General features: G+C 40.3%; 22 protein-coding genes and 2 pseudogenes. 18 read left to right on the top strand and 6 right to left on the bottom strand.

The window, feature by feature from the left end; genetic code table 11:
- The 12 genes and pseudogenes from QZ114_RS07180 to dtd all read left to right on the top strand — a co-directional run.
- Nucleotides 1–285: pseudogene (locus tag QZ114_RS07180) on the top strand (type II toxin-antitoxin system RelE/ParE family toxin); the annotation flags it as partial.
- Nucleotides 275–568 (top strand): helix-turn-helix domain-containing protein, encoded by a 294-nt coding sequence (locus QZ114_RS07185; protein WP_295501513.1) that lies wholly within the window; start codon nt 275–277, stop codon nt 566–568. The pseudogene QZ114_RS07180 and the gene QZ114_RS07185, both read left to right, overlap by 11 nt.
- Nucleotides 569–935: 367 nt before the next feature.
- Nucleotides 936–3,185 carry a 5-methyltetrahydropteroyltriglutamate--homocysteine S-methyltransferase gene (gene metE / locus QZ114_RS07190; RefSeq protein WP_295501516.1) on the top strand — a complete coding sequence of 750 codons (2,250 nt, stop codon included), beginning with the start codon at nt 936–938 and terminating at the stop codon, nt 3,183–3,185.
- 103 nt (nt 3,186–3,288) lie between these two features.
- Nucleotides 3,289–4,155: a methylenetetrahydrofolate reductase [NAD(P)H] gene (gene metF / locus QZ114_RS07195; RefSeq protein WP_070481880.1), complete on the top strand. Its 867-nt coding sequence runs from the start codon at nt 3,289–3,291 to the stop codon at nt 4,153–4,155.
- 479 nt (nt 4,156–4,634) lie between these two features.
- Nucleotides 4,635–6,848, top strand: a complete 2,214-nt coding sequence (gene pnp / locus QZ114_RS07200; protein ID WP_295501521.1) for a polyribonucleotide nucleotidyltransferase — start codon at nt 4,635–4,637, stop codon at nt 6,846–6,848.
- 15 nt (nt 6,849–6,863) lie between these two features.
- The gene (gene cysE, locus QZ114_RS07205) at nt 6,864–7,481 is read left to right on the top strand and encodes a serine O-acetyltransferase (protein ID WP_000539976.1); all 618 of its coding nucleotides are present in this window, start codon (nt 6,864–6,866) and stop codon (nt 7,479–7,481) included.
- Nucleotides 7,482–7,717: 236 nt separating this feature from the next.
- Nucleotides 7,718–9,061: a cysteine--tRNA ligase gene (cysS, locus tag QZ114_RS07210; RefSeq protein ID WP_295501526.1), complete on the top strand. Its 1,344-nt coding sequence runs from the start codon at nt 7,718–7,720 to the stop codon at nt 9,059–9,061.
- Entirely contained in the window at nt 9,054–9,440 is a 387-nt protein-coding gene (locus QZ114_RS07215; protein WP_295501530.1) for a Mini-ribonuclease 3, read from the top strand. The genes cysS and QZ114_RS07215 overlap by 8 nt, the downstream gene beginning before the upstream one ends.
- A gap of 3 nt (nt 9,441–9,443) precedes the next feature.
- Nucleotides 9,444–10,313, top strand: a complete 870-nt coding sequence (locus tag QZ114_RS07220; RefSeq protein WP_295501534.1) for a PucR family transcriptional regulator — start codon at nt 9,444–9,446, stop codon at nt 10,311–10,313.
- A 112-nt stretch (nt 10,314–10,425) separates the two neighbouring features.
- Nucleotides 10,426–11,556 carry an ABC transporter ATP-binding protein gene (gene ugpC / locus QZ114_RS07225; protein WP_295501536.1) on the top strand — a complete coding sequence of 377 codons (1,131 nt, stop codon included), beginning with the start codon at nt 10,426–10,428 and terminating at the stop codon, nt 11,554–11,556.
- Nucleotides 11,557–11,690: 134 nt separating this feature from the next.
- Nucleotides 11,691–13,913: a bifunctional (p)ppGpp synthetase/guanosine-3',5'-bis(diphosphate) 3'-pyrophosphohydrolase gene (locus tag QZ114_RS07230; protein WP_295501539.1), complete on the top strand. Its 2,223-nt coding sequence runs from the start codon at nt 11,691–11,693 to the stop codon at nt 13,911–13,913.
- 30 nt (nt 13,914–13,943) lie between these two features.
- Nucleotides 13,944–14,387, top strand: coding sequence for a D-aminoacyl-tRNA deacylase (gene dtd, locus QZ114_RS07235; protein ID WP_261076834.1), 444 nt, complete (start codon nt 13,944–13,946; stop codon nt 14,385–14,387).
- Nucleotides 14,388–14,425: 38 nt separating this feature from the next.
- On the opposite strand, the gene QZ114_RS07240 is transcribed toward dtd, so the two are convergent.
- The 3 genes from QZ114_RS07240 to QZ114_RS07250 form a co-directional block, all read right to left on the bottom strand.
- Nucleotides 14,426–14,839: a hypothetical protein gene (locus QZ114_RS07240; protein ID WP_295501545.1), complete on the bottom strand. Its 414-nt coding sequence runs from the start codon at nt 14,837–14,839 to the stop codon at nt 14,426–14,428.
- Nucleotides 14,840–14,857: 18 nt separating this feature from the next.
- Complete coding sequence (locus QZ114_RS07245) at nt 14,858–15,271, bottom strand: hypothetical protein (RefSeq protein ID WP_295501548.1); 414 nt, start codon at nt 15,269–15,271, stop codon at nt 14,858–14,860.
- 107 nt (nt 15,272–15,378) lie between these two features.
- The gene (locus QZ114_RS07250) at nt 15,379–16,029 is read right to left on the bottom strand and encodes a metal-dependent transcriptional regulator (protein WP_295501551.1); all 651 of its coding nucleotides are present in this window, start codon (nt 16,027–16,029) and stop codon (nt 15,379–15,381) included.
- 111 nt (nt 16,030–16,140) lie between these two features.
- On the opposite strand from QZ114_RS07250, the gene QZ114_RS07255 reads away from it, so the two are divergent.
- Both QZ114_RS07255 and QZ114_RS07260 read left to right on the top strand, forming a co-directional pair.
- Nucleotides 16,141–16,983 (top strand): metallophosphoesterase, encoded by an 843-nt coding sequence (locus QZ114_RS07255; RefSeq protein WP_295501554.1) that lies wholly within the window; start codon nt 16,141–16,143, stop codon nt 16,981–16,983.
- A 74-nt stretch (nt 16,984–17,057) separates the two neighbouring features.
- Nucleotides 17,058–17,495, top strand: coding sequence for an Rrf2 family transcriptional regulator (locus QZ114_RS07260; RefSeq protein ID WP_295501557.1), 438 nt, complete (start codon nt 17,058–17,060; stop codon nt 17,493–17,495).
- Nucleotides 17,496–17,580: 85 nt separating this feature from the next.
- On the opposite strand, the gene QZ114_RS07265 is transcribed toward QZ114_RS07260, so the two are convergent.
- Nucleotides 17,581–18,654, bottom strand: coding sequence for a DUF2974 domain-containing protein (locus tag QZ114_RS07265; RefSeq protein ID WP_295501559.1), 1,074 nt, complete (start codon nt 18,652–18,654; stop codon nt 17,581–17,583).
- Between the two features lie 155 nt (nt 18,655–18,809).
- Between QZ114_RS07265 and QZ114_RS07270 the strand changes: the two genes are divergently transcribed.
- The 3 genes from QZ114_RS07270 (at nt 18,810) to QZ114_RS07280 (ending at nt 22,766) form a co-directional block, all read left to right on the top strand.
- Nucleotides 18,810–19,487: a response regulator transcription factor gene (locus tag QZ114_RS07270; protein ID WP_295501562.1), complete on the top strand. Its 678-nt coding sequence runs from the start codon at nt 18,810–18,812 to the stop codon at nt 19,485–19,487.
- Nucleotides 19,480–20,454 (top strand): sensor histidine kinase, encoded by a 975-nt coding sequence (locus tag QZ114_RS07275; protein WP_295501565.1) that lies wholly within the window; start codon nt 19,480–19,482, stop codon nt 20,452–20,454. Before QZ114_RS07270 ends, QZ114_RS07275 begins: the two co-directional genes overlap by 8 nt.
- 800 nt (nt 20,455–21,254) lie before the next feature.
- A complete protein-coding gene (locus QZ114_RS07280; RefSeq protein WP_295501567.1) occupies nt 21,255–22,766 on the top strand; it encodes an ABC transporter ATP-binding protein in 1,512 nt (503 codons plus the stop codon).
- A 305-nt stretch (nt 22,767–23,071) separates the two neighbouring features.
- Here the strand turns inward: QZ114_RS07280 and QZ114_RS07285 are convergent.
- A pseudogene (locus QZ114_RS07285) lies at nt 23,072–24,529 on the bottom strand (IS1182 family transposase).
- Between the two features lie 397 nt (nt 24,530–24,926).
- On the bottom strand, nt 24,927–25,394 hold the full coding sequence (locus QZ114_RS07290) for an 8-oxo-dGTP diphosphatase (protein WP_295501696.1): 468 nt from the start codon (nt 25,392–25,394) through the stop codon (nt 24,927–24,929).
- 311 nt (nt 25,395–25,705) lie between these two features.
- Between QZ114_RS07290 and QZ114_RS07295 the strand changes: the two genes are divergently transcribed.
- The gene (locus QZ114_RS07295; protein ID WP_366926346.1) at nt 25,706–25,975 is read left to right on the top strand and encodes a type ISP restriction/modification enzyme; all 270 of its coding nucleotides are present in this window, start codon (nt 25,706–25,708) and stop codon (nt 25,973–25,975) included.
- Nucleotides 25,976–25,981: the final 6 nt, after the last annotated feature.

Below are 25,981 nucleotides of genomic sequence, written 5' to 3' on the forward strand. Positions count from 1 at the left end.
AGTAAGGATAGCCGCATCAAACTCAATAAACTAAATGACTATATCGAGTTGCTTAGTCAGCATGGGACGAGAGCTGGGGAACCCTATATCAAACACTTGGAAGATGAAATATGGGAACTAAGACCTTTGAGAGATCGAATTTTATTTGTAGCATGGGTTGATGGTAGTTTTGTTCTTTTACATCATTTTGTCAAAAAGACTCAGAAAACTCCTAGAAGAGAAATTGAAAAAGCCAAGCGTGAACTGAAGGACTTAAAAGAAAGAGGGTTAAGTGATGAAGAATAGTGCTATTGGGAGTAACTGGGAGGATGTCCGATCTGAACTCTTTACGAAGGAGGAAATACTTGAAAGTGATATGCGAGTAGCTATCATGAGCGAGTTGATTGAAGCCAGACATAAGCAAGGAATCAGCCAGAAAAAGCTAGAAGAACTGAGTGGAGTAAGCCAGCCTGTCATAGCTAGAATGGAAACAGGAAAGACTAGTCCTCAGTTGGATACAGTCTTGAAAGTTTTAGCCAGTTTAGGAAAGACACTAGCAGTCGTTCCACTTGAACAGAGAAAGAGTTGATTAGAGTAGACTCATACTCAATGAAAATCAAAGAGCAAACTAGGAAACTAGCCGCAGGCTGTACTTGAGTACGGCAAGGCGACGTTGACGCGGTTTGAATTTGATTTTCGAAGAGTATTATAGTCTTTTCTAATAACAAGTCATAGTCGCTTATAAGAATTACTAATAAGGCGTTTAAACCGTCTAACTGAAATATAGTTAAAAAACAAGCTACACAAAGGATTTGAGGCATTTGTCTCAGGTCTTTTTCTTTTGTTTAAAATAGAGATATAGTTTCAAACTATATCAAAGCCTAATTTTTTACAATTATACAGATGATTTCTTTTCTGTTAAGATAGTTTCAACAACAAATTTTGGAGGACACATCATGTCAACTACAATCATCGGTTTCCCTCGTTTGGGCGAATTCCGCGAATTAAAATTTACAACTGAAAAATACTTTAGAAAAGAAATCTCAGAAGAAGAACTCTTGGCTGCCGCAAAAGACTTGCGTGCTAAACACTGGAACATCGTTAAAGAAAAAGGCATTACTGAAATTCCATCAAATGACTTTTCTCACTATGACAACTTCCTAGATGCAGCTTTCCTTTTCAACGTGGTACCTGCTTCCGTTCAAAACTTGGACTTGTCTGATCTTGAGCGCTACTTCGCTTTGGGACGTGGTTACCAAGGAGAAAAAGGAGACGTTCGCGCCCTTCCAATGAAGAAATGGTTCAACACTAACTACCACTACATCGTTCCTAAGTTTGAAAAAGAAACTCAAGTAAAATTGGCTGGTCACAAAATCTTCGATGAGTTCCAAGAAGCAAAAGAACTTGGATTGAACACTCGCCCAGTTCTTGTAGGTCCATTCACTTTCCTTCAATTGTCAGATTTTGAAGAAGGTGTGAAAGCAGAAGACTTCGTAGATAGCTTAGTGGCTACTTACCAAGAAGTTTTTGCTAAATTGGCAGAACTTGGTGCGACTCGCATCCAATTAGATGAAGCTGCTCTTGTAAAAGATTTGACAGCTGAAGAAAAAGCTCTCTTCTTGAATCTCTACAACAAACTCTTGGCTGACAAAAAAGGTCTTGAAGTCTTGCTTCAAACTTACTTCGGAGATGTTCGTGACGTTTACGCTGACCTTGTAAACTTGCCAGTAGATGCTATCGGTCTTGACTTCGTTGAAGGTAAGAAAACTCTTGAATTGGTTAAAGGTGGTTTCCCAGCTGATAAGACTCTTTATGCAGGTATTGTCAATGGTAAAAACATCTGGCGCAACAACTACGAAAAGAGCTTGGCTGTTCTTGAGCAAATTCCAGCTGAAAACATTGTCTTGACAAGCTCATGCTCACTTCTTCATGTGCCATTTACAACAGCTAATGAAGAATTTGAACCAGCTATCTTGAACCACTTTGCCTTTGCAGTTGAAAAATTAGATGAGATTCGTGATTTGGATGCTATCCGCAATGGTCAAGGTGAAGAAGCACTTGCAGCCAACAAAGAACTCTTTGCGACTGAGCGTGTTGGTGTTAATGCTGAACTTCGTGCGCGTATCGCTGGTTTGACAGACGCAGACTACACTCGTCTGCCAGCCTTTGCAGAACGTGAAGCTATCCAAGAAGAAGCTTTCAAACTTCCAGCTCTTCCAACAACAACTATCGGTTCATTCCCTCAAACAAAAGAAGTTCGTGCGAAGCGTTTGGCTTACCGTAAAGGTGAATTGTCTCAAGAAGAGTACGACGCTTTCCTTGCTGAAACGATCGATGAATGGATCAAATGGCAAGAAGACATCGACTTTGATGTCCTTGTTCACGGTGAATTTGAGCGTAATGACATGGTTGAGTACTTCGGTCAAAACTTGTCAGGTTACCTCTTCTCTAAAAATGGTTGGGTACAATCATACGGTATGCGTGGGGTGAAACCGCCAATCATCTGGGGTGATGTCACTCGTCTCAACCCTATCACTGTTAAATGGTCTAGCTATGCACAAAGTCGTACAAACAAACCTGTTAAAGGTATGTTGACTGGGCCTGTTACCATCCTCAACTGGTCATTCCCACGTGAAGACATCTCTATCAAGGATTCAACTCTTCAAATCGCCCTTGCTATCAAGGATGAAGTGCTTGACCTTGAAGCTGCTGGTGTGAAAATCATCCAAATCGACGAGGCTGCTCTTCGTGAAAAATTGCCACTCCGTCGTAGCGACTGGTACGAAGACTACCTTGACTGGGCTATTCCTGCCTTCCGCTTGGTACACTCAACAGTAGCATCAGACACACAAATCCACACTCACATGTGTTACTCAGAATTTACAGATATCATCCCAGCTATCGATAACATGGATGCAGACGTTATTTCCTTTGAAGCTAGCCGTTCAAACCTTGAAATCTTGGACGAACTCAAAGCGAAAAACTTCCAAACAGAAGTGGGACCTGGGGTTTACGATATCCACTCTCCTCGTGTGCCAAATGAAGGCGAAATCGACAATACAATCGAAGCCATCCTTGCTAAAGTGCCAAGCAAGAAAGTTTGGATCAACCCTGACTGTGGTTTGAAAACACGTGGTATTCCAGAAACAAAAGAAAGCTTGATCCGCCTTGTTGAAGCAGCTAAAGCTGCGCGTGAGAAATTGTAAGATAAGGATTTCTCAAGAAGCGCTGTTTGGTCAATCTGCCTGTTTCACTTGGATTCTAGGAATTCAGCTAACGAAAAAAATCAACTAGAAAAGGATAAGGACTATGTCACGCCAAACACCGTCACTCTCATTTGAAGTGTTCCCTCCAAACCCAGCCGTGGGTAATGATAAAATTATTTCTGCTCTTCAAGATATGCAGGAGTTGGCTCCCCACTTTATCAGTGTGACTGCCAGCAATAATAAATTTAATATCAAGGAAACGACGGTTCGTTTGGCTGACTTTATCCAAAATGATTTGGCGATTCCGACCATTGCTCACTTGCCAGCCATCTATTTGACTAAGAACAAGGTTGCTGAAACTATTGCAGACTTGGACAAGGTTGGGGTGCAGAAAATCTTGGCTCTTCGTGGGGATATTATTCCAGATGTGGAACCACAAAAGGATTTCCGCTACGCAACTGACTTGATTGAGTTCATCAAGGAACAAGCCCCTCACTTTGATATTGTTGGTGCTTGTTATCCAGAAGGCCATCCAGATTCACCAAATCAGATTTCAGATATTCAAAATCTTAAGAAGAAAGTGGATGCAGGTTGTTCGAGCCTTGTAACTCAGCTTTTCTTTGACAATGAGCGCTTCTACGATTTCCAAGACAAGTGCATCTTGGCTGGGATTGATGTTCCTATTCATGCAGGGATTATGCCAATTCTGAACCGAAATCAGGCTCTCCGCCTCTTGAAAACTTGTGAGAATATCCATCTTCCACGCAAATTTAAAGCCATCTTAGACAAGTATGAGCATGACCCTGAGTCGCTCAGAGCAGCAGGACTTGCCTATGCAGTGGACCAAATCGTGGACTTGGTAACTCAGGATGTTGCAGGTGTGCATCTCTACACTATGAACAATGCTGAAACAGCAAAATATATCCACCAAGCAACCCATGCCTTGTTTAATCATCAGTCTTTAGGATAATAAAAAGCAAACCATTCTTCTCAAGTGAGGGGAATGGTTCCTTTTTAATGGTAAAGACCGCACTTTTTAAGAAAAATATGATAAAATAGACTCTGTACGTACTTGATACAAAGATGAGGGTATAAACAGATTTTTAACTATTCAAATCTGCTATAAAAAGGAAAAATACTAAAGAATAATATTTTTAAACTTTTCAAAGTATCTAATAGTTGAACACGGGCTAAATCCCTAGTGAAAAAGATAGATTTCCTAGTGTGCATCGCACACTGCGTCAATCTCCTATTTTCATACGGGATTCTTCACGTCCTTAGTATCTTGTGTAACTGAACTCGCCTACAACTCTGTGGAAAAAGATAAATCTGCCTAGGAGCAGTCGCTCCATCGTCCGATTTCCTATTTTCCTTTGAGTTGCTTAACGGCTTAGTATCTTGATTTTTGTAGGCAAGACGTATAATATTATCAATCCAAAGGGGATTAAAATGACAAAACAAGTGTTTCAAACGACTTTTGCGGGTCGTGAGTTAATTGTAGAGACTGGTCAGGTTGCTAAGCAAGCCAATGGCTCTGTTGTCGTGCGTTACGGTGAGTCAACTGTATTGACTGCTGCCGTTATGTCTAAGAAAATGGCAACTGGGGATTTCTTCCCACTCCAAGTCAACTACGAAGAAAAAATGTATGCAGCTGGGAAGTTTCCTGGTGGTTTTATGAAACGTGAAGGACGTCCTTCAACGGATGCGACTTTGACAGCGCGTTTGATTGACCGTCCAATTCGTCCTATGTTTGCGGAAGGTTTCCGTAATGAAGTACAAGTGATTAACACTGTGCTTTCTTATGATGAAAATGCTTCTGCACCGATGGCAGCTATGTTTGGTTCATCCGTGGCACTTTCTATCTCGGATATTCCATTCGACGGACCAATCGCTGGGGTGCAAGTGGGCTATGTAGATGGTCAAATCATCATCAATCCAAGTCAAGAACAAGCAGAGCAATCTCTCCTTGAATTGACAGTAGCAGGTACCAAGCACGCCATCAACATGGTAGAATCTGGTGCCAAAGAATTGTCAGAAGAAATCATGTTGGAAGCCCTTCTTAAAGGGCACGAAGCTGTCAAAGAATTGATTGCCTTCCAAGAAGAAATCGTTGCAGCAGTTGGTAAGGAAAAAGCAGAAGTAGAATTGCTTCATGTGGACGCTGAATTGCAAGCTGAAATCATCGCAGCCTACAACAGCGACCTTCAAAAGGCAGTTCAAGTAGAAGAAAAATTGGCACGTGAAGCTGCAACACAAGCAGTTAAGGATCAAGTAACTGCTGTTTACGAAGAAAAATATGCAGATCATGAAGAATTTGACCGCATCATGCGTGATGTGGCTGAAATCTTGGAACAAATGGAACACGCTGAAGTGCGCCGCTTGATTACAGAAGACAAGGTGCGTCCTGACGGTCGTAAGGTCGATGAAATCCGTCCTTTGGATGCGGTTGTTGACTTCCTTCCTCGTGTGCACGGCTCTGGTCTCTTCACTCGTGGACAAACTCAGGCTCTTTCAGTCTTGACCTTGGCTCCGATGGGGGAAACTCAAATCATCGATGGTTTGGATCCAGAGTACAAGAAACGCTTTATGCATCACTATAACTTCCCTCAATACTCTGTAGGGGAAACTGGTCGTTACGGTGCGCCAGGTCGTCGTGAGATTGGTCACGGTGCTCTCGGTGAGCGTGCCCTGGCTCAAGTCTTGCCAAGTTTGGAGGAATTCCCATATGCTATCCGTTTGGTAGCAGAAGTTTTGGAATCAAACGGTTCTTCATCTCAGGCTTCTATCTGTGCGGGAACTCTTGCCCTTATGGCTGGTGGTGTGCCAATCAAGGCGCCAGTAGCTGGTATTGCTATGGGACTTATCTCAGATGGGAATAACTACACAGTCTTGACAGATATTCAAGGTTTGGAAGACCACTTTGGTGACATGGACTTTAAGGTTGCAGGTACTCGTGACGGGATTACAGCCCTACAAATGGATATCAAGATCCAAGGGATTACTGCAGAAATCTTGACAGAAGCTCTTGCTCAAGCCAAGAAAGCGCGTTTTGAAATCCTTGATGTGATTGAAGCAACCATTCCAGAAGTTCGTCCAGAATTGGCTCCAACTGCTCCGAAAATCGATACCATCAAGATTGATGTGGACAAGATTAAGATTGTTATCGGTAAGGGTGGAGAAACCATCGACAAGATTATCGCTGAAACAGGCGTTAAGATTGATATTGACGAAGAAGGAAATGTGTCTATCTACTCTAGCGACCAAGATGCTATCAACCGTGCCAAAGAAATCATTGCTGGTTTGGTTCGTGAAGCTAAGGTGGACGAAGTTTATCGTGCTAAAGTCGTTCGTATCGAGAAATTTGGTGCCTTTGTTAACCTCTTTGATAAGACAGATGCCCTTGTTCATATCTCTGAGATGGCATGGACGCGTACCAATAATGTCGAAGACTTGGTAGCAATCGGGGATGAAGTTGATGTTAAGGTTATCAAGATTGATGAAAAAGGACGTGTGGATGCTTCTATGAAAGCCCTTCTTCCTCGTCCTCCAAAACCTGAACGTGATGAAAAAGGTGAAAAATCAGAACGTCCTCACCGACCACGTCATCACAAGGACCACAAACCTAAGAAAGAATTTACAGAAACACCAAAAGATTCAGAATAAGAAAAGGAGAAATGTATGGGATGGTGGCGCGAAACCATTGATATCGTAAAAGAAAATGATCCAGCGGCCCGCACCACTTTGGAGGTTTTGCTGACTTATCCAGGTGTCAAGGCCTTGGCGGCCCACCGTCTCTCACATTTTCTCTGGAAGCACGGCTTCAAACTCCTGGCTCGTATGCACAGTCAGTTTTGGCGCTTTTGGACTCAGATTGAGATTCATCCAGGAGCTCAGATTGATTCAGGTGTTTTCATCGACCACGGCTCTGGTCTGGTGATTGGGGAGACAGCGATTGTTGAAAAAGGTGTTCTCCTTTATCACGGGGTGACTCTTGGTGGGACTGGTAAGGATGTTGGCAAACGCCATCCGACTGTACGAAAGGGAGCTCTGATATCCGCTCATGCCCAAGTTATCGGTCCAGTGGAAATCGGTGAAAATGCCAAGGTTGGTGCAGCAGCAGTCGTTGTGGCAGACGTACCTAGTGATGTGACGGTTGTCGGTATTCCAGCCAAGATTGTCCGCCTTCATGGTAAGAAGGATGAGCCTGTTATTCACGAAGTCGAAGAAAAACGAGAGTACTACGTTAATAAACTCGAGCAGGCTAAAGAAGCCAGTCACAGATCGTCGGGGCTCTAATTTATGATGATTCTTTTATCTATTAACATTTTTTAAAAGACGATATTCGACTGAGTAGGTCGTAAAGCAAAAGGGCGACTGTCAGCCCTTTTCTTGCATTTATTTGATTCTTCTTTTACTTTTTAGAAAGGAGCAAGGGATTCCGAAGTGTAGAGATACTCGGACTGAAATTCAATTGAACTCTTAGTGATGAAACTAATTGTTCTTGGATTTTAGTTTTCCTGACTAATTTGATTATGATTAAAATTTACGACACCATGTCTCGTGATTTGCGAGAATTTGTCCCAATAGAGGACGGCAAGGTTAAGATGTATGTTTGTGGGCCAACAGTGTATAACTATATCCACGTGGGGAATGCCCGTTCGACGGTGGCTTTTGATACCATTCGTCGCTATTTTGAGTATCGTGGTTATGAGGTTGCCTATATTTCCAATTTTACAGATGTGGATGATAAGATTATCAACCGTGCCAAGGAAGAAGGTATCACGCCTCAGGAGGTTGCGGACAAGTACATCGCTGCCTTTCGTGAGGATGTGACGGCCTTGGGTGTCAAACCTGCGACCCGCCATCCTCGTGTGGTGGAGTTTATGGCTGATATCATCCGCTTTGTGGAAGACTTGATTGAAAAAGGCTTTGCCTACGAGAGTCAAGGGGATGTCTATTTCCGTGTGGAAAAATCCCATAACTATGCCAAGTTAGCCAATAAAACCTTGGAAGATTTGGAGCTAGGTGCTTCAGGTCGTACTGATGAAGAAACGGCTCGCAAGGAAAATCCTGTGGACTTTGCCCTATGGAAATCTGCCAAACCAGGAGAGATTTCTTGGGATAGTCCTTGGGGTTCTGGTCGTCCAGGCTGGCATATCGAGTGTTCGGTCATGTCGACAGAGATTTTGGGCGATACCATTGATATTCATGGTGGTGGAGCCGATCTTGAGTTTCCTCACCATACCAACGAGATTGCCCAGTCTGAAGCTAAAACAGGCAAGATTTTTGCCAACTACTGGATGCACAATGGCTTTGTCAATATCGATAATGTCAAGATGTCCAAGTCCTTGGGGAACTTTATCACTGTTCATGATGCCCTCAAAACTCTTGATGGGCAAGTGCTTCGTTTCTTCTTTGCAACACAACACTATCGCAAACCTATCAACTTTACGGAAAAGGCAGTGCGGGATGCGGAGACTAATCTCAAGTATCTAAAGAACACTTATGAGCAACCATTTACAGGAAATGTGGACGCCCAAGAGTTACAAATCTTTAAAGATAAGTTTGTAGCGGCTATGGACGAAGATTTCAACGCTGCCAACGGAATCACAGTAGTCTTTGAAATGGCCAAATGGATCAACTCAGGCAACTATGATACAAGTGTTAAGCAAGCTCTTGCAGATATGTTGGAAGTCTTTGGAATTGTCTTTGTTGAGGAAGTTTTGGACGCTGAGATTGAAGCCTTAATCCAAAAACGCCAAGAAGCGCGTGCCAATCGTGACTTTGCGACAGCAGACCAGATCCGTGACCAATTGGCTGCTCAAGGAATTAAGCTCCTTGACACCAAGGATGGAGTGAGGTGGACTCGTGATTGATGTCAATCTCATTAACGGGATTGCTCTAGCTTTTGAAGGGGATGCGGTATATTCCATGTATATTCGCCGTCACCTCATCCTCAAAGGTATGACCAAACCCAATAAACTTCATCAAGAAGCGACCAAGTATGTGTCAGCCAAGGCACAAGCTCGCCTGATTGCCCTCATGTTGGAAGAGCAAGTCCTTACGGAAAAAGAGGAAGAAATCTATAAACGTGGTCGTAATACCAATAGTCACACTAAGGCTAAAAATACTGATGTAGTGACTTACCGTATGTCCACAGGTTTTGAAGCCGTGATAGGCTATCTCCATATGACTGAAAATCTGGAACGTCTTGAGAGCTTGATTTCATGGTGCATCCAAAAAGTGGAGGGTTAGGGCATGATTGCAAAAGAACTACAAGACTGGTTTCCTGAGGCTCAGATTTTAGATCAACCAGTAGAGAAAGAAGGCTATCTCACTCTCCCTTTAGTTTCTCAGCAGTGGATTTTGCTGGAGAAAGCTGGGCTCAGCGAGCGTGAAAAGCAGTTGGTTGCCCTTTTGACCCAGCAGGAGCAAGCTAGTTCGCTCAATCCTTGGTATTCCTATTTGATTGAGGGCAAGGGACAGGCACCGCAAGCTTTTAAAAAGATTCAGTTGGTTTATTGTCATCTGTCCTATTTTCAGCAGGAAAATCTAGCTTCTTGGCTAGATATGATGCGGACTCTTTTTCCGAATTGTCAGACGGTGCTTCAGGTTGGAGCTCAGGATTATGTTTTCGTGCTTCAACAAGATAAATACACCTCTGTACGAGCTATTTTAAGTGATACGATTGAAGCAGTTGAGTATGACTTTGGACTGCGTCTATCTATTATGTTAGGTCAGGTTTGGTCTCAGACGGGGCATCAAGCCCTATCAGACTTGATCAAAGCAGAGCGGGATTTGTTTAAGACTTGGTGGCGTCAGGGTCACCAAGGTGTTCACACTTTTTCACAACTCTATCTTTGGAGTATGGGAGAAAGACTTGTGAACCTGAGAGCAATCAAGGAATGCTTGCACCAGATGATCTTGGATCAAGACCAGATTCAGGAAATCATTCTCTCTCTTTGGGAAAATAGTGCTGTCCTAACAAAAACAGCCCAGCAACTCTATCTACACCGCAATTCTCTCCAATACAAGATTGATAAATGGGAAGAATTGACTGGGCTTCAGTTGAAGGAATTGACCGACCTGACTCTGTGTTATCAATTGATTTTACCAGATATTCTCTAAAGTTTTGTGCAAGTTGCACAGAACTTTTTTGTTTTTTTGGTCATCTTGCCATAGAAAAGTTAAGCGTTTTCATTTATAATGAAACTATCAAAATACAAAAGGAGTTCACCTCATGGTAGAATTAAATCTTAAAAATATTTACAAAAAATATCCAAACAGCGAACACTACTCAGTTGAAGACTTCAACTTGGACATTAAAGACAAAGAATTTATCGTTTTCGTAGGTCCTTCAGGATGTGGTAAATCAACTACTCTTCGTATGATTGCAGGTCTTGAAGACATCACAGAAGGTACTGCATCTATTGATGGCGTGGTTGTCAACGACGTAGCTCCAAAAGACCGTGATATCGCCATGGTATTCCAAAACTACGCTCTTTATCCACACATGACTGTTTATGACAACATGGCTTTCGGTTTGAAATTGCGTAAATACAGCAAAGAAGACATCGACAAACGTGTGCAAGAAGCAGCTGAAATCCTTGGATTGAAAGAATTCTTGGAACGTAAGCCTGCTGACCTTTCAGGTGGTCAACGTCAACGTGTTGCCATGGGTCGTGCGATTGTCCGTGATGCAAAAGTATTCTTGATGGACGAACCTTTGTCAAACTTGGATGCTAAACTTCGTGTATCAATGCGTGCTGAAATCGCTAAAATTCACCGTCGTATCGGGGCTACAACTATCTACGTAACTCACGACCAAACAGAAGCGATGACACTTGCAGACCGTATCGTTATCATGTCAGCAACTAAGAACCCTGCTGGCACAGGTACTATCGGACGTGTAGAACAAATTGGTTCTCCTCAAGAAGTTTACAAAAACCCAGTGAACAAATTCGTTGCAGGATTCATAGGAAGTCCAGCAATGAACTTCATCAATGTGAAATTGGTTGGTAGCGAAATTGTTTCAGATGGTTTCCGCTTGAAAGTTCCAGAAGGAGCTTTGAAAGTTCTTCGTGAAAAAGGATATGAAGGCAAAGAATTGATCTTTGGTATCCGTCCAGAGGATGTGAATGCAGAAGAAGCATTCCTTGAAACATTCCCAGATTCAGTAGTAAAAGCTACTATCTCTGTATCAGAATTGCTTGGTTCAGAATCTCACCTATACTGCCAAGTTGGGAAAGACGAATTTGTTGCTAAAGTTGATGCTCGTGACTACTTGCAAACAGGTGCAACAGTTGAACTTGGATTTGACTTGAACAAAGCACACTTCTTCGATGTAGAAACTGAAAGAACAGTTTACTAGGATTAAATATTTCAACACACTGTCAGTGTTTCTGACAGTGTGTTTTACTGTTTCAGTATGCATGGGAATAGGATGTTCTAGTTTTCTTATTAGTAAAAAAGTGATAAAATGGTAGGAAGAATTGGAGAATACACATGCCAAAAGAAGAAAATTTGAGAGGCGATGAAGTCGTCGCTTTAACACAAAAATATTTATCAGAAGAAGATGTAGCTTTTGTTCATAAGGCCTTGGTCTATGCTGTTGAATGTCACAGTGGCCAGTATCGGAAATCTGGAGAACCCTATATTATTCATCCTATCCAAGTAGCTGGAATCTTGGCCAAACTTAAGCTAGATGCTGTTACGGTTGCTTGTGGTTTCTTGCATGATGTTGTTGAAGATACGGATGCTTCATTAGATGACCTTGAGCGTGTATTTGGTCATGATGTTCGTGTTATCGTTGATGGAGTGACGAAACTAGGTAAGGTTGAATACAAGTCTCTTGAAGAGCAATTGGCTGAAAACCATCGCAAGATGCTCATGGCCATGTCAGAAGATATCCGTGTTATCTTGGTTAAGCTATCTGACCGCCTCCACAATATGCGGACTCTCAAACATCTTCGAAAAGATAAGCAGGAGCGCATTTCCAAAGAAACTATGGAAATCTATGCTCCACTAGCTCATCGTTTGGGGATTTCTAGTGTTAAATGGGAATTAGAAGATTTATCTTTCCGTTATCTCAACCCAACGGAGTTTTACAAGATTACCCATATGATGAAGGAAAAGCGCAGAGAGCGTGAGGCCTTGGTGGATGAGGTAGTTACAAAATTAGAAGACTATACGACGGATCGTCACTTGAAAGGGAAGATTTATGGTCGTCCCAAGCATATCTACTCGATTTTCCGTAAAATGCAGGATAAAAAGAAGCGTTTTGAGGAAATTTATGACTTGATTGCCATTCGTTGTATTTTGGATACCCAGAGTGATGTTTATGCTATGCTTGGTTATGTTCATGAACTTTGGAAACCTATGCCAGGTCGTTTTAAGGACTATATCGCTAACCGTAAGGCCAATGGGTATCAGTCTATCCATACAACAGTTTATGGACCAAAAGGACCGATTGAGTTCCAGATTCGAACTAAGGAAATGCACGAGGTAGCTGAGTACGGGGTTGCGGCTCACTGGGCCTATAAAAAAGGTATCAAAGGTCAGGTTAACAGCAAGGAATCTGCTATTGGAATGAACTGGATTAAGGAGATGATGGAGCTCCAAGACCAGGCAGATGATGCTAAGGAATTTGTGGATTCTGTTAAAGAAAATTACCTGGCTGAGGAGATTTACGTCTTTACTCCGGATGGAGCTGTCCGCTCTCTTCCAAAAGATTCAGGACCGATTGACTTTGCCTATGAAATCCATACCAAGGTTGGTGAAAAAGCAACTGGTGCCAAGGTCAATGGCCGTATGGTTCCATTGACAACCAAGCTCAAGACAGGGGATCAGGTTGAAATTGTCACCAACCCCAACTCCTTTGGACCTAGCCGTGATTGGCTCAATATGGTCAAAACCAGCAAGGCACGTAATAAGATTCGCCAGTTCTTTAAAAACCAAGATAAGGAATTGTCTGTCAACAAGGGTCGTGAAATGCTGATGGCCCAGTTCCAAGAAAACGGCTATGTGGCCAATAAATTCATGGACAAGCGTCATATGGACCAAGTTCTGCAAAAGACCAGCTACAAGACAGAAGAATCCCTCTTTGCGGCCATTGGTTTTGGCGAAATCGGTGCTATTACCGTCTTTAACCGTCTGACTGAAAAGGAACGCCGTGAGGAAGAACGTGCCAAGGCCAAGGCGGAGGCAGAAGAACTTGTAAAAGGTGGCGAAGTCAAGGTTGAAAACAAAGAAACCCTCAAGGTCAAGCATGAGGGTGGTGTGGTCATTGAAGGTGCCTCAGGCCTCCTAGTGCGGATTGCCAAGTGTTGTAATCCAGTTCCTGGTGACGCTATTGTCGGCTATATCACTAAGGGTCGTGGTGTGGCTATTCACCGTGTGGACTGTATGAACCTGCGTGCCCAAGAAAACTATGAGCAACGTCTTCTAGATGTAGAATGGGAAGACCAGTATGCAAACTCAAATAAGGAGTATATGGCCCATATCGATATTTATGGTCTCAACCGTACAGGTCTCTTAAACGATGTGCTGCAAGTCCTCTCAAATACAACCAAGAATATCTCAACAGTCAACGCTCAGCCAACCAAGGATATGAAATTTGCCAATATCCATGTGTCCTTTGGTATTGCCAATCTCTCGACGCTAACCACGGTTGTGGACAAGATTAAGAGTGTGCCAGAGGTCTATTCGGTCAAACGGACCAACGGTTAATTGTCCTAGCTCTTTACTAGAAAGGCTATTATGAAAATCATTATCCAACGGGTTACAAAAGCCCAAGTGAGTATCGAAGGTCAGGTTCATGGAAAAATAAATCAGGGGCTCTTATTGCTGGTTGGTGTTGGGCCAGAGGACCAAGAGGAAGATTTGGACTATGCTGTGAGAAAGCTTGTCAATATGCGGATTTTTTCAGACGCAGAAGGCAAGATGAACCTGTCTGTCAAAGATATTGAAGGAGAAATCCTCTCTATTTCTCAGTTTACCCTCTTTGCGGATACCAAGAAAGGCAATCGTCCAGCCTTTACAGGGGCAGCCAAACCAGATATGGCATCAGACTTCTATGATGCTTTCAATCAAAAATTAGCACAAGAAGTGCCCGTTCAGACAGGCATTTTTGGAGCGGATATGCAGGTTGAGCTGGTCAATGACGGACCAGTCACCATTATCCTTGATACTAAAAATAGATAAGAAAGACCAAGCCCAGCCGGCTTGGTTTTTCTTATCTATCATAAAATACTCCAAAAAGAAATCGGTTCTTGATAGGCTTTTGGGAAGTCTTGTTTCAGGCTTTGGCAAGTGCGATAGGAAGGGATAAGGTGTCCTAGGATGAGGAGAGTTCCCTGAAGGAGAAGTGGCATACCACTCAAACATATCAAGGAGAGAATGATCAGGCTATTCCATAGGAGAATTTGTAAGGCAAAACGCCAGAATATCGGTCTAATCTGGGAATAGAGTTGGCTAAAGTGGTCACAAAGTTGGTTAGACAGATAGGTCAATAGCACAGGATGAAAGAAAATGAGCCAACCGCTATAAATTAAAATCCAATCCCAAGTAAGCCCTTCTTTAAATTCCAAAAATCCAATCATGATTCCATCAATGACAAGGAGCTCAATGGTTTTGATGTAGATGATTTTTTTCATGCTAAAACCTCCTTTTCCTTAGAGACACTCCCATAAAGAGATGTGTTTGTCGTAAAAGTCTGGATAGTTTTCTCTTAGGTAGTCAGTCGTCATATAATATAAAGTATAATGACAAGCAGTGATGATTGGCATAAGAGAGAAAAAACGCTGAGAACTAGTGAAGGCTAAGAGGACAAATAATAGAAAGTCGCTGATGAGCACCCCTAAATAGTAGAAGCGAATCATTTTATTGATTTGAGGATAAATCTCAGCGAATTGATGTTTGAGTCGGACAACCAAGCGAAATAGCAGGAGTACCTGAGTAAGGAGGAAAATAAAACCAGAGAGCAAGAGCCAGTCGAAAGCTGTCTCGGGTCTAGTACTAAAAAATGCAAGTAGTAGCAAATCGATGACTGCAATTGCTGTATAATGGATTCTAAAGAGTTTTTTCATAAGATGACCTCCCTCTTTTATCTAGCTTCATTCTACTCCAAAAGAATGGGAGTTACAAGTAAAATGATAAAAACCCCCTAAAAGAGAGTTCTTTTAGGGGTAATTTCTTAGCTTATTTTTTCTACATAAAGTTGTTTGGCGATCTCCATACTAACTTGGAGGTCTTTATCTTTACTCATGATGGTAAATGTATTACTAAAACCATCGTATTGTTTGACTTGCAGTTGGTCGCCTATCGCAAGTTCATGTTTGTCTAGATAATTGAGAATGTCAAAGCTATCATGAACTCGGGTCAGACGGTAGTTACCACTTTCTTTAATATCTGCTAGTGGCAGGTTATTGATTTCAACCAAGAGTTTTCCCTTGGCTGGGATGGTCCCTCCATGTGGGCAGGTTTTGGGGAAGCCTAGCAATTTATCTAGTCTCTCTACAAATAAATCAGACACTGTATGCTCCAAAACCTCAGCTTCCTCGTGAATCTGGTCACTCGTATAGTCTAAATGATGGACTAGGAAGACCTCAATCAAGCGGTGTTTGCGATAGAGTTCAGAGACCAACTGGAGTCCAATTTCGGTTAATTGATAGCCACGTTCTTTGTCTTTCAGGATGAGGTTCTCACTTTTCATCCGTTTGATCATTTCTGTTACGGCAGGTGGAGAAACTTGCATGCGAGCCGCAATTTCCTTGTTGGTGATTTTATGCAGGTCTGTGCCGATTTCATATATACATTTTAGATAATCTTCTTTATTTGGAGTCATTGATTTCCCCTTGTCTAATCTCTTTATCTAGTATATCAAAAAAAGCTAGATTTCTCTAGCTGTGACTTTTTATGTTATACTTATTGCAAGAGAAAAAACGAGGAGATGGATATGACGAAAATTGCTCTTCTTTCTGATATTCACGGAAATACTACAGCCTTGGAAGCTGTTTTGGCAGATACTCGGCAGCTAGGAGTGGATGAATACTGGCTTTTGGGAGATATTCTTATGCCGGGAACTGGTCGTAGAAGGATTTTGGACTTGTTGAATGAACTACCGATTACAGCTAGAGTTTTGGGAAACTGGGAAGACAGTCTGTGGCATGGTGTCCGCAAGGAATTGGATAAGACTCGTCCTAGTCAACGCTATCTCTTGCGCCAGTGCCAGTATGTTTTAGAGGAAATTTCCCTAGAAGAAATTGAAACACTCCACAATCAACCTCTCCAGCTCCATCGTCAGTTTGGGGATTTGACGGTGGGAATTAGCCATCATCTGCCTGATAAGAACTGGGGTCGAGAGTTGATTCATACGGGAGCACAAGAGGATTTTGACCGCTTGGTGACCAATCCGCCTTGTGATATTGCTGTTTATGGTCATATTCACCAGCAGTTGCTTCGTTACGGGACTGGTGGGCAATTGATTGTCAATCCGGGTTCGATTGGGCAACCATTCTTTCTAGATGCCCAGTTGCGGAAGGACTTGCGAGCTCAGTATATGATTTTGGAGTTTGATAACAAGGGCTTGGTAGACATGGACTTCCGACGGGTAGACTACGATGTGGCAGCTGAATTGCAGTTGGCTAAAGACCTGAAACTTCCCTATTTTGAGGTTTACTATGAAAGTCTGGTTAATGGTATTCACCATACCCACAATCAAGAATTTCTGAGAGAATTGGCCCAGAAAGAGGGCTATGATAGGGAGTTAGATGCCTGGTTAAAAGGTGGTAATGATTGACATTACAACTAAATAGGGTATAATAAAAGAAAAAGAAGAGTAGAGGTAGGGTAGCCTCGTAAAAGGAGAAAAGGATGCAAATTCCAAGTAGATTTACCATTGCGACTCATATGCTGATAATCATTGCCCTCAAGGGGAAGGAAAGCAAGGTGACCAGTGATTTTTTAGCTGCTAGTGTCGGGGTCAATCCTGTCATTATCAGAAAAACCTTGTCCCAGTTGAAGAAAGCAGAGCTGATTTCAGTAGCGCGTGGAACAGGGGGAACAGAGATTGTCAAGGACCTTAAGGACATTAGTCTCTTAGATGTTTATCAGGCAGTTGAGTGTCTTGGTAAGACAGGTCAACTCTTTAGTTTTCATGACAATCCCAATCCAAATTGCCCAGTTGGAGCTCATATTCATGATGTTTTGGATCAAAAATTGGAGAGAATCCAGCTGGCTATGGAGGTTGAACTTGGTCAGACCAGTTTAGAGCAAGTCGTGGCTGATGCAGAAGAAAGTATGAGAAGTTAAAAAAAGCAAGACTTTTTTCTATTCATTAACAACTTTCAAAACAGAAAAAAGCTTATGATTAAGAATATTATCATAAGCTTTTTCTTTATCTATTCTTCCAGGTTTGGTAACGGGTATCAATCAATAACTGGGTAAGGCGTCCCAAGATTTCTCTTTCTTCTGGAGTGAGGAATTGCGCTTGGACGAAGAGATGATGGATGTGTTCGATAGCCTTGAAGGAAGCCAAGTCATTGATAGAAGTAATACCAGAATCAAGAATGGTGCCAAAGAAGAGGTCGAAGTAGAGCTGGAGTTCCTCATCAGGAACTGTGGCCACCCACTCCTTGAAGGTTGTGTCGACTTGTCGGCTATCACTGTTGGTATCATCCAGTTGGACGAAGTGCTTGTCCTCAATCTGCCAACTAAAGGTATCGTGCTGGGCGATACCACCTAAGGCAGTACTGTGCACGATGATTTGGTGGTTAGGGATTTCCAGCATCATACCGATAATGGAACCTTGTGGGATGAAGACCTTGGTTCTATCCATTATCCTTTGATAGCCCTCGGTTTGTGTCAATTCTTTGTGGAGACCAGGCGCATCAAAGGTATAAACTGCTGTAATTTGATTTTGCAAGCTTTGCTCAATTTGACTAGCCGCATAGATGGCTAGATTTCCTCCCTTGGAATGCCCAGCCAGAATGACCTTTTGCTTAGGATGGTGGGCAAAAAAGTTCTTTAAATAGCGAAGGGCGTGCTTTTGAGCAGGAATTTCCTTCATATAGGTCAGGTGGAAATCTTCCTTCCAGCCAATGATACTGTCATCAGTCCCACGAAAGACAATCAGATAGGTATCGAGAGTGAGGCGGTAGGTCATAGCCGCAAATTGCTTTTGCAGTTCAGGGTCGATGTCGTTGATAAAATGGGAGAGTTTGCAATTTTTGAAGCGTTTGTGTCGAGCTAATTCATCCAATAACTGGAGGCGATTTTTACTGGTCAACATGTTAGGCTCCCTTGGAACCTGAGGTGTCAGGTCTAAAAGTCGCTGAGGAGCTGTGGAGACCAGATTATCAAAGGTGAGGTAGGTAGCTTCTGTTAAGGCTAGAACGTCTAACTCATTCAAAGGTAAGTCGTAAAAGGAATCGTGTGCGACATCTTTCAGATAGTCAAAAATATTGGCCATAAGAGCTCCTTTCTTTTTATTTATCTTATCAAATTTCCCTCAAATTAGCTAGTAGGGTTGCCTCACTCTGTTGGCTGAAAACAAGCTATTTCAAATTCAGTTTCAGATTTTCTAGCATGGAAAAATCTGTTATAATAATAGAAAAGGAGGAGCGCATGCACAAGATTTTACTAGTGGAAGATGATTTGGTCATTCGTCAACAAGTCGGGAAAATGCTCTCTGAATGGGGATTTGAAGTTGTCTTGGTAGAAGACTTTATGGAAGTTTTGAGCCTTTTTGTCCAGTCGGAGCCTCATCTAGTCCTCATGGATATTGGCCTGCCCTTGTTTAATGGCTATCACTGGTGTCAGGAGATTCGCAAGATTTCCCAGGTACCTATCATGTTTCTCTCTTCGAGGGATCAGGCTATGGACATCGTCATGGCAATCAATATGGGGGCGGATGACTTTGTGACCAAGCCGTTTGACCAGCAGGTTCTTTTAGCCAAGGTTCAGGGTTTATTGCGCCGTTCCTATGAGTTTGGGCGTGACGAGAGTTTACTAGAATATGCTGGTGTTATCCTCAATACCAAATCCATGGATTTACATTATCAAGGGCAAGTCTTGAATTTGACCAAGAATGAATTCCAGATTTTACGCGTTTTATTTGAACACGCAGGAAATATCGTAGCGCGTGACGACCTGATGCGGGAACTTTGGAACAGTGACTTTTTCATTGATGACAATACCCTCTCAGTTAATGTGGCTCGCTTGCGTAAAAAATTGGAAGAGCAGGGTTTGGTAGGATTTATCGAGACCAAGAAAGGGATAGGGTACGGATTAAAGCATGCTTGATTGGAAACCATTTTTTCTAGCCTATCTGCGCTCCCGTAGTCGTCTTTTCATCTATCTGCTTTCTTTGGCATTTCTGGTCTTGCTCTTTCAGTTTTTATTTGCCAGTTTGGGAATTTACTTTCTCTACTTTTTCCTGCTATGTTGCTTTGTAACCATCTTATTTTTCACTTGGGACATATTGGTGGAAATGCAGGTCTATCGTCAGGAACTTCTCTATGGAGAGAGGGAAGCCCAATCTCCCTTGGAAATAGCCTTGGCTGAGAAATTAGAAGCGCGTGAGATGGCACTTTATCAGCAGAAGTCAGATTCAGAAAGAAAACTGACGGATTTGCTGGATTACTATACCTTGTGGGTCCATCAGATTAAGACCCCCATTGCAGCTAGTCAACTCTTAGTTGCAGAAGTAGCTGATCGCCAACTAAAGCAGCAACTGGAACAGGAAATTTTCAAAATCGACTCCTATACCAATCTAGTTTTACAGTACCTGCGTTTAGAAAGTTTCCATGATGATTTGGTCTTAAAGCAGGTGCAAATTGAGGACTTGGTCAAGGAAATAATTCGTAAATACGCTCTTTTCTTTATTCAAAAAGGCTTAAATGTCAATCTACATGACCTTGATAAAGAAATCGTGACGGATAAAAAGTGGTTGCTAGTGGTTATTGAACAAATTATCTCAAACAGTCTCAAGTACACTAAGGAAGGTGGCCTGGAGATTTATATGGACGGGCAAGAGCTTTGTATCAAGGATACAGGAATCGGGATAAAAAACAGTGACGTCCTCCGAGTCTTTGAACGTGGCTTTTCAGGATATAATGGCCGCCTAACTCAGCAGTCATCTGGACTTGGCCTCTATCTATCTAAGAAAATTTCTGAAGAACTGGGTCACCAGATTCGCATCGAGTCTGAGGTTGGAAAAGGAACGATAGTGCGGATTCAGTTTGCTCAAGTGAACTTAGTCCTTGAGTGAGAAGAGACAATGAGTTTTTACCCAATCTCTTTTTGCTATATTTCAGGATATTTGAAGACTGTTTTTTACAAAACCAATAATAGAATTTTTAATACGGAATATAGTATAAATACTGGTTCAAAGTGAAGTTTTGTATGCTTTATACTTTTGTTGAGTATAAAATCTATAAACTAAGGGTGAATTACAAAAATTAATTTGAGATGAAGTGAATTGTAGACTTGGGGAATGTCTCCTATTCGATTTCAGAATGAATCGTTGATACTGGATTAAAAGAACTGCAGCTTTCTTTTTATTTTGAATGAGATAGGTGTATATAGATTTGTGTAACTGGTGTAGAACTGTTTCCAAAGAATTATTGAATGTATCGAATACACACATTCTATTGATTTTGAACCAGTTTTTAATTTCTAAATGTTGTAATAGTTTTATCAAGTAAAAGGAGACTGCCATGATTGGAGACAATATAAAATTCTTACGAAAATCACATAATCTGATATAACCAGAATTTTCACGGATTGTGGGTGTGTCACGAAATAGCCTAAATCGTTAGAAAAACTGAAAAAGCTTACTTTCAATAGAAGTATTGGAAATATTCATTTTACATCTATCAAAGAAACATGGGATAGACCTATATTTTACAAAATAGCAAATTATATTTTGAATGATAGTAAAAACTGCAGTACTTGTGTGATTTACAATTATTGCACTCAATGTCCGAGTATCGCACTATCTGAAATAAGGAATAGTAGAGATTGTTCTGCGATATGTAAAAAAAAACGCATTAGCAAGGAGTATCGTATATGCTACCATATCTTAAAACTATTAGATGGTATCTCTTTTTTAATTTTCTTTTTGGTGTAGTATCGAATATCTGCACAGCTTTGTTACCGTATTTCACGCAGGCATTAATCAAAGGGGATTATCAAGTAGCTCTATATGGTTACTCTATGTCAGTGGCAGGTTATTTGAGTTGTAACTATATCCAAATGATACTTGATTGGAAGCAGGGGATTATCTTTTCGACTACTTTGAAAAATGAGTGGTTTCGTTCACTTCTGGGACTCAGTCACTACGATTTCAAGCAGAAAACAGTAGCAGAGTATATTTCCTATCAATCTAATGACCTAGATTCGTTGGAAAAGGATTACCTTCCTCCATTGATGAGTTTTATCAAACAAATTTTACGTATCATCATTTACGCTTTCATTATTAGCAGAACAATTAATCCTATTGTATCACTGATTTTAATCTTTTCTACTGGAATTAGTATTCAAATTCCTAAAATCGTTGGGAAGTTGACCGCTAATCGTAGACAGGTTTACTTGAAAAAACAAGGAGATTACTATCGAACTTTGGAGGATTTGCTCATGGGACATCATTTGGTAAATAAACTAACTATGTCGCATTTTTTGAATCAACAAAAGAGTTCTCTAAAGAATTTGCAGGATAAGTATTTTAAGTATGGTTTGACAAAAATTACAGGCATCTTATTGACAGGTGTTTCTTTTGAATTCATTAGTCTTGTTCTGTTTATTTATTTAGCCTACTCTCTATCTCACCAGCAACTCGGTATTCCTGAGGTGGTGGCGAGTTTCGGATATATTAATGCTTTTTCTGAACCAATACAGGAAATCCTTTATGATTTACAAATGTTAGAGTCCGTAAAGCCTGTAATCAAGAGTTTTCAAAACATTGTTGGGAGACCCGTTTCAGTTCAAGCACCTCAACATTCTTTTGATACGATTACTTTGAAAAACATTTCCAAACAACTGGGAGAATCAAAATTGATAATTACTTCCGCTACGATTCAAAAAGGGGATAAAATTGCGCTTATTGGTAAGAATGGGTCTGGAAAAAGTAGTCTTCTCAACATTTTAAATGGAACAGATGAAGATTTTGAAGGACAAATTGTGCTAGATGGGCTTGTTTTGGATCATCTTTGGGGAAGATTCGGTATGATTCTGCAACAAGAACATACATTTATTTCGAGTTATGAAAATAATGTAACGCTATTCAATAGTTTCAATGAAAAATTCAGAGAAGAAGATTTTGAAAAAATTCCACCACAAACCCTGTCAGGTGGTCAGCAACAACGAATGTATTTAAATCGTGAGAAAAATCGTAAAAATCCATTGCTTATCCTAGACGAACCTTTCTCTGCCTTGGATACTAATCAGTTTAAAATGGAATTGGAAAGAGTTCTGGAACTACCAAGTGCCGTCATTGTTACTTTACATCGCCAAAACGAATTATTAAGTAAGTTTGACCAAGTTTGGGAAATTAAGAATGGAGAACTTGTAATTTTGAAATAGCTAAATTATAAAGAATAAAACGCATATTATCAGGAGTTCATCTGAACCGCACCCCAAAAGTTAGATTTTTTCTGTCTAACTTTTGGGGTGCAGTTCAAAACCTTGGTACTATGCGTTTTATTGTGGGAAGATTTACTTCATTTTCTCCTTAAATTGAGTTTCTTCCCAGCCTCTATCAGAGCTTTTAGGTAAAAAGTTGAGGATAATACAGTTGTAGAAGGACGAGCACACTGAAAAAATAAGGAGCTTACTTTTAATGAAAGGAAAATCGAGGAATCTCTCATCAATTTGAGCGAATTCCTCAGTTATTTTGTATTTATAAAGGTCATAATTCGTTTCATATTGACCAAGAAGATGATTGTGGCTGTCTGTAACTCCATGCTGAAAAGACCCGATGCCCTTGCGACATCAAAGACATGTCTCTGTTTTAGTTCGGTATTCTTCGCTTCGATTTTATAGCGATGTCTGGTAATTTCTTTAAAATAAGGTGTTTCCTGAAATTTCTTCTGGAAAAGATGGTCGTTACTCTTAATAGCTAATGAATAAGTCTTAGACTTTGTCCCCTTCTTATAATAACCTTCCTTGGAAAGGCAACTCTTGCACTTATCTTTGTCAAAGTAATGAGTGACAACTTAATTCTTATTTTGATATTTTTTCCCTGTCCTTGCTTTGCGAATAGCCATGTGTTATTCTGGACAGACAAATAGCTCTGCATCTTTATTAAATTCAAACGCATCCTCTTCTTTACGGTAACCTTTTGAAACAGAAGGGTTCAGTTTTGACACCAAATGAATCTTTTCTTTGCGAGCTAGTTGAATATTGTCCTTTCCTGAATAAGCCGCATCACCAATAATAGTCTCGATGTCCAGACTATTTTCCTTTGTTTTAGCATATAACTCAGGTAAATATTTCCTATCACTTTGTTCGCCAGAAGTGACCACACAAGCAGTAATAATCCGTTCATCCGTTATAGCGATATGACTTTTATATCCATAGAAAGAGCTGTCGGCTGTCTTATGTCCGAGCCTAGTATCCTCCTTAACAGAAGCTTCCAAGTATTCTAAGTCGTCCTCAACAGCCTCTTTTAGGTAATTGAACTTTTGAGAGACAGCCGGTAGGGCTAAGAGTTCCTCATGTTTTTTAACCATAGCCATTGACTCCTCTGTATATGTCAATTCTGCTTCGAGTTTATCTTCTTGAGGTTTCTTTGGAAATTCTATTTTGATATCTTCTGAATGTTGATAAATCGTTTTACGTAAAGCTTTTGAACGCTTCCTAAGAATTTCTTGGGGTTTCTTAGGATTATAATGAGATTTGGTGTGAGTGGCATCCACAATGAGGATTTTACTCTTAATCAAGTTGTGTTCGAGTGCAATTTGAACAGACTTCTGAATCAATACATCAAGCAGTTTGTAATCTTTAATTCTTAGCTTTCTAAATCTTGTCAGTGAGGATGGCTCGATAACAGAATCCTCAGGAGCTAGACCAAGAAAAAATTTAAAGGTCATATCTGACAAGGAACGTCCCCCCACATCGACATCTGATAACTTATAAATATCTTCTAACAAGAGATATTTGAACATCATAATCGGTGAATAAGCTTTACACCCAAAATAGGGACGATAATTCTTTTCTAGTTCATCATGAATAAAGCTAAAATCACAGAGTTCAGTTAGCTGACGAAAAAAGTGGATTTTAGGAACCACGATATCATACAAACTAGAATAAGGACTGACATCCATAGTTAACTGATTATCAAGCATCATTTCACCTCATCTCTAGTTTAACAAAAAAGCCATCAATTTGATGACTTTTTCAGTGGGCTCATGAAACGCTATGAGTTTTTTGTTGCACTATATTTTACAATTTATCATTATAAAATAAATGCTGAGCTTTTTGAAAGCTTCTAATTTGGAAAAATTAGAATTGCTGAAAAGTAAGAGTACATTAATGATATTTTATGAATATATGTACACACACTAATTAGTTATAAATATGAGAAACGAAAATTATATTAGTGTTGTTGAACTGGGCTAAAGGGAAAGGGGAGAAAAAGTTATCAATTGAACGATACTTCAGTACCAATAAAATTGAGTACTAAAGTATACAAAAATTACTAATGGATTGAGACTTTTGTATTTGATTATACCGTAGAGAATATTAGTCAAATAAAATTGTTTTGTTTTCACTAATGCATTTCTTATTATTATCCCAGTAGTTAATACTTTCAAAGCTTCCTTTTCTTAAATAAAGCGGTATCCTTTTTCTTATATCATTTTGCATTGGTATTTTATCAATATCTTTTAGATTCCACCATTTTGGCTCACCTTCATCAGATGTGCTTAGTTCACCAGTAAACTGAGTACATAAAAAGTCATAGAAGACAAATCTCTCATTACCAATTGAATTAGTAAAGCCTGAAATTCCCTTTAATTCAAGATTTAATGCAGTGAGTCCAGTTTCTTCCTTAAGCTCCCGTAGTGCAGCTTCAAAAAAACTTTCAGGGAATTCAACTTTTCCCCCTGGTGGAATCCAGCCAGGAAAATTATCGTGCTGTCTATTAAGTAATAAAATTTCTTGATTTTTCAAAACGCAAATATTAACCCAGTTTTTGATTTTTTCAGTCATATTATCAACCTTCAATAAGTATTTTTTCATATATTATACTATATGTCAAGAACTATATGCTATTTATGATTGTGACAAATGTGTCTCAGCCAAAGATTGATGATTTTTATGAAATAGCTGATTAACTCTCAGATATGACGATAAAATAATTTTTACAAGACTAGTTAACCTTATTATACTGTGGCAAAAAATAGAATTTCATTGATTTTCTGTATATATTTTCTATTGATTCAAATGGGATATATGTGGGTCTTGTTTTACCTTTAAGAAAAGTTGATAATAAAATCAAGATATCTGAAGGATTTTAAGAAATGGATGGTATAGGTTATGTAATTTATATCAGAATTAGTAACATTCCTGAAAAAGCCTATGAATATGTTGTAAATGGGAGCTTTGCTATTGGATGGATTATAGATCGGTATCAAGTTAAAACTGATAAAAAATCTGTAATCACTGATGATTCAAATGATTATAGTGATGATGAAAAGTATATCTTCAAGTTGCTATTGAGAATTATTAATGTAACTATCCAAACGGTTGATTTAATAAATAGTTTACCTAAATTCGAAGTTGTTGAATAGCTTTTA

This window comes from uncultured Streptococcus sp., from assembly GCF_901875575.1.
Taxonomy (GTDB): domain Bacteria; phylum Bacillota; class Bacilli; order Lactobacillales; family Streptococcaceae; genus Streptococcus.

Bases quoted from the DNA above. Each gene is read 5' to 3' on its own strand.
- QZ114_RS07185 (WP_295501513.1), top strand. From the start codon at position 275: ATGAAGAATAGTGCTATTGGGAGTAACTGGGAGGATGTCCGATCTGAA.
- metE (WP_295501516.1), top strand. From the start codon at position 936: ATGTCAACTACAATCATCGGTTTCCCTCGTTTGGGCGAATTCCGCGAA.
- metF (WP_070481880.1), top strand. From the start codon at position 3,289: ATGTCACGCCAAACACCGTCACTCTCATTTGAAGTGTTCCCTCCAAAC.
- pnp (WP_295501521.1), top strand. From the start codon at position 4,635: ATGACAAAACAAGTGTTTCAAACGACTTTTGCGGGTCGTGAGTTAATT.
- cysE (WP_000539976.1), top strand. From the start codon at position 6,864: ATGGGATGGTGGCGCGAAACCATTGATATCGTAAAAGAAAATGATCCA.
- cysS (WP_295501526.1), top strand. From the start codon at position 7,718: ATGATTAAAATTTACGACACCATGTCTCGTGATTTGCGAGAATTTGTC.
- QZ114_RS07220 (WP_295501534.1), top strand. From the start codon at position 9,444: ATGATTGCAAAAGAACTACAAGACTGGTTTCCTGAGGCTCAGATTTTA.
- ugpC (WP_295501536.1), top strand. From the start codon at position 10,426: ATGGTAGAATTAAATCTTAAAAATATTTACAAAAAATATCCAAACAGC.
- QZ114_RS07230 (WP_295501539.1), top strand. From the start codon at position 11,691: ATGCCAAAAGAAGAAAATTTGAGAGGCGATGAAGTCGTCGCTTTAACA.
- dtd (WP_261076834.1), top strand. From the start codon at position 13,944: ATGAAAATCATTATCCAACGGGTTACAAAAGCCCAAGTGAGTATCGAA.
- QZ114_RS07240 (WP_295501545.1), bottom strand. From the start codon at position 14,839: ATGAAAAAAATCATCTACATCAAAACCATTGAGCTCCTTGTCATTGAT.
- QZ114_RS07245 (WP_295501548.1), bottom strand. From the start codon at position 15,271: ATGAAAAAACTCTTTAGAATCCATTATACAGCAATTGCAGTCATCGAT.
- QZ114_RS07250 (WP_295501551.1), bottom strand. From the start codon at position 16,029: ATGACTCCAAATAAAGAAGATTATCTAAAATGTATATATGAAATCGGC.
- QZ114_RS07255 (WP_295501554.1), top strand. From the start codon at position 16,141: ATGACGAAAATTGCTCTTCTTTCTGATATTCACGGAAATACTACAGCC.
- QZ114_RS07260 (WP_295501557.1), top strand. From the start codon at position 17,058: ATGCAAATTCCAAGTAGATTTACCATTGCGACTCATATGCTGATAATC.
- QZ114_RS07265 (WP_295501559.1), bottom strand. From the start codon at position 18,654: ATGGCCAATATTTTTGACTATCTGAAAGATGTCGCACACGATTCCTTT.
- QZ114_RS07270 (WP_295501562.1), top strand. From the start codon at position 18,810: ATGCACAAGATTTTACTAGTGGAAGATGATTTGGTCATTCGTCAACAA.
- QZ114_RS07275 (WP_295501565.1), top strand. From the start codon at position 19,480: ATGCTTGATTGGAAACCATTTTTTCTAGCCTATCTGCGCTCCCGTAGT.
- QZ114_RS07280 (WP_295501567.1), top strand. From the start codon at position 21,255: ATGCTACCATATCTTAAAACTATTAGATGGTATCTCTTTTTTAATTTT.
- QZ114_RS07290 (WP_295501696.1), bottom strand. From the start codon at position 25,394: ATGACTGAAAAAATCAAAAACTGGGTTAATATTTGCGTTTTGAAAAAT.
- QZ114_RS07295 (WP_366926346.1), top strand. From the start codon at position 25,706: ATGGATGGTATAGGTTATGTAATTTATATCAGAATTAGTAACATTCCT.